We start from the raw sequence: 3,219 nt of genomic DNA on the forward strand, positions 1-3,219 counted from the left end.
CCCGGATACCCCATGGACGCGTGGGGGCACCTCCCGGCCGAAGGCTGGGGGAGAACTGCGCAGTCCGGGGGTGGGCAGCCCACAGAATCCGGGCCAGCCGCAGATCCGCACGGCAGCCCCATCCCAATTGCGCAGTTCCCACGCGCCCCTGGGGGTATCCCCACGCGCCCCTGGAGGCATCCCCTTGCGAGGGGATGCCCCGCACCCCGCGGGTTCCCCGTGGGCGCGGCCAGCGCCTAGGGTGCTCGGCACACCGTCCGTTCCCCCGCCGGAGGATGACTGCCGTGACGCCCACCCCGCCCACCCCGCCGTCCGGGCGGCTGCGGATCGTCGTGCTCGGCGCCGGCAGCATCGGCTGCCACCTGGGCGGTCTGCTCGCCGAGGTCGCCGACGTCACCCTGATCGGCCGGCCGGCCGGGATGGCGGTGGTGCGCGAGCACGGCCTCACCCTGACCGGCGGCGGCCGCCCCACCGTCCGGGTGCCCGCCGGGGGCCTCCGTACGGCCACCGACCCCTCCGGCGCCGAGGGCGCCGACCTCGTGCTGGTGACGGTGAAGTCGGCCGCGACCGCGGAGGCCGCCGCCTCCGTCGCGGGGGTGCTCGCTCCGGGCACCGCCCTGGTCAGCTTCCAGAACGGCCTGCACAATCCGGCGCTGATCAGGTCGGCCGTCGGCGCGGACCACCCGGTGGTGGCCGGCATGGTCCCGTACAACGTGCTGCAGACCGCGCCGGGCACCTTCCACCAGGGCTCGGGCGGGGCACTGATGATCGACGACCAGCCGGCCGGTGCCCCGCTCGCCGGGGCGGCCGCGGCGGCCGGTCTGACGGTGGAGCGCCGCGCCGACATGCGCGAGGTGCAGCACGGCAAGCTGCTGATGAACCTGAACAACGCCGTGAACGCCCTCGCCGGCGTGCCGCTGCGCGAGGAGCTCGGGCAGCGGGCGTTCCGCCGCTGCCTGGCGCTGTGTCAGCGGGAGGCGCTGGCGGCGATGCGGGCGGAGGGCGTGCACCCGGCCCGGCTGGGCGCCCTGCCGACCGCGCTGATGCCCCGGCTGCTCGCCCTGCCCGACGGCGTGTTCCGGCGGCTGGCGGCGGCGACGCTGAAGGTGGACGCCGAGGCCCGGTCGTCCACCTGGGAGGACCTGCAGCGGGGCCGCCGGACGGAGATCGACAGCCTGCAGGGCGAGGTGGTGGCGATGGCCGGACGGCACGGTCTGGCGGCGCCGGCCAACGCCCGGCTGATCGAGCTCGTCCGGGAGGCGGAGCAGGCCGGGCCGGGCGGAGCACGGGTGTGGGCGGGCGCCGAGCTGCTGGCGGAGCTACAGGCCGCCCGACCTGCGGGAACGCGGTAGCGGGGACCCCAAAGACGAATCCGAGATTCGCATTAGATAGTCTTCCGGATGTGAGGCTGACGAAGGGCACCGACATCGCACTCCGCATCGCCATGCGGCTGGCCGTGCTGGACGAGGCGTCCAACCCGACCACCCGTGAGGTCGCGGCGGCGATGGAGGTTCCCTACACCCACGCGGCCAAGGTGGTGAGCAGGCTTCAGCACCTCGGCGTGGTCGAGGCGCGCCGGGGCCGCAGCGGCGGCCTGGCGCTCACCCCGGCCGGCCGCACCGGTTCGCTCGGCGCCCTGCTGCGCGAACTGGAGGGGATCGGCGACGTGGTGGGGTGCGAGGACGACCCACCGTGTCCGCTCCGGTCGTCGTGCCGGCTGCGCGGGGTGCTCCGCCAGGCCCAGGAGGCGTTCTTCGCGGTGCTCGACCCGCTCTCGGTCGAGGACCTGGTCGCATCCCCGACCGGCCCGGTCCTGCTGAGCCTCTCCGTCCGTCCGCCGGACTGATCCGTCCCACCGGGAACGGCCCGCCCGTTCCCGTCCCGCAAAATACGAAGATCAAATACCGATTAAGGAGCCGTCCATGCTGTCCCCGCAGAACGCCCCGGTCGTCGAAGCCACCCTGCCGGTCGTCGGCGCCGCCGTCGGCGACATCACCGCACGCTTCTACGAGCGGTTGTTCGAGGCCCACCCGGAGCTGCTGCGCGACCTGTTCAACCGCGGCAACCAGGCCAACGGCACCCAGCGGCAGGCACTGGCCGGCTCGATCGCGGCGTTCGCCACCGCCCTGGTCGCCCACCCCGAGCAGCGGCCGGACGCGATGCTCGCCCGGATCGCCCACAAGCACGCCTCACTGGGCGTCGCGCCGGAGCAGTACCCGGTCGTCCACGAGCACCTGTTCGCGGCGATCGTCGAGGTGCTCGGCGAGGCGGTGACCCCGGAGGTCGCGGCGGCCTGGGACGAGGTGTACTGGCTGATGGCCAACGCGCTGATCGCGCTGGAGAAGGGCCTGTACACCGGGGCCGGCACCGGCCCGGAGGCGCTGTGGCGCCCGTACACCGTGGTCGCGCGGCTGCTGGAGACCGACGACGTGGCGACCTTCCTGGTGCGGCCCGCCGACGGCGGCCCACTGCCGGCCACCACCCCGGGCCAGTACGTCTCGGTGCAGGTCGAACTGCCGGACGGCGCCCACCAGATCCGCCAGTACAGCCTCTCGGGACAGCCGGACGGCGCCCTGCAGTTCTCGGTCAAGCGGGTGGCGGGCACCCCGGACGGCGAGGTCTCCAACCACCTGCACGCGCACGTCGGAGCCGGCGCGACCCTGCTGCTGAGCCCGCCGTTCGGCGACGTGACGCTGGCCGAGGGCGACGGCCCGGTGCTGTTGGCCTCCGCGGGCATCGGCTGCACCCCGATGATCGGGATGCTCTCGCACCTCGCGGCCACCGGCAGCACCCGGCGGGTGATCTCGGTGCACGGCGACCGCGACCAGCTCGCCCACGCCTTCCGCGCGGACCTGCAGCAGCTCACCGCCAAGCTCGCGGACGCCGAGGCGCACGTCTTCTACGAGCAGCCGGCCGGCGAGTGGCCCGCCGGGCGCACCGGCCTGGTGGACCTGGCCGGCGTGGAGGTCCCGGCCGGCACCACCGCCTACCTGTGCGGCCCGCTGCCCTTCCTGCGCTCCGTCCGCGGGCAGCTGATCGCGGCGGGCGTCCGCCCGGCCGACATCCACTACGAGGTCTTCGGCCCCGACCTGTGGCTGGGCGCGGAGGCCTGACGCCTCCTCACCCCGCAGCTCCTCACCGCCGCGGGGGGGGGGGCCGCCCCCCGGGGGGGGCGGGGCCCGCGCGGTGTGGAGATAACACCACTGTAATCACAAAACC

General features: G+C 74.6%; 3 protein-coding genes. All 3 read left to right on the top strand.

Annotation, left to right across the window (positions count from 1 at the left end):
• The first annotated feature begins 284 nt into the window (after nucleotides 1–284).
• Nucleotides 285–1,352 carry a 2-dehydropantoate 2-reductase gene (locus ABZ641_RS30555; RefSeq protein WP_359986993.1) on the top strand — a complete coding sequence of 356 codons (1,068 nt, stop codon included), beginning with the start codon at nucleotides 285–287 and terminating at the stop codon, nucleotides 1,350–1,352.
• Nucleotides 1,353–1,402: 50 nt separating this feature from the next.
• Entirely contained in the window at nucleotides 1,403–1,846 is a 444-nt protein-coding gene (locus ABZ641_RS30560; protein WP_344624280.1) for an Rrf2 family transcriptional regulator, read from the top strand.
• A gap of 76 nt (nucleotides 1,847–1,922) precedes the next feature.
• Nucleotides 1,923–3,113 (top strand): globin domain-containing protein, encoded by a 1,191-nt coding sequence (locus ABZ641_RS30565; protein ID WP_344624281.1) that lies wholly within the window; start codon nucleotides 1,923–1,925, stop codon nucleotides 3,111–3,113.
• Nucleotides 3,114–3,219 lie beyond the last annotated feature (106 nt).

The sequence above is a fragment of the Kitasatospora sp. NPDC007106 genome (assembly GCF_040634455.1).
GTDB lineage: Bacteria > Actinomycetota > Actinomycetes > Streptomycetales > Streptomycetaceae > Kitasatospora > Kitasatospora arboriphila.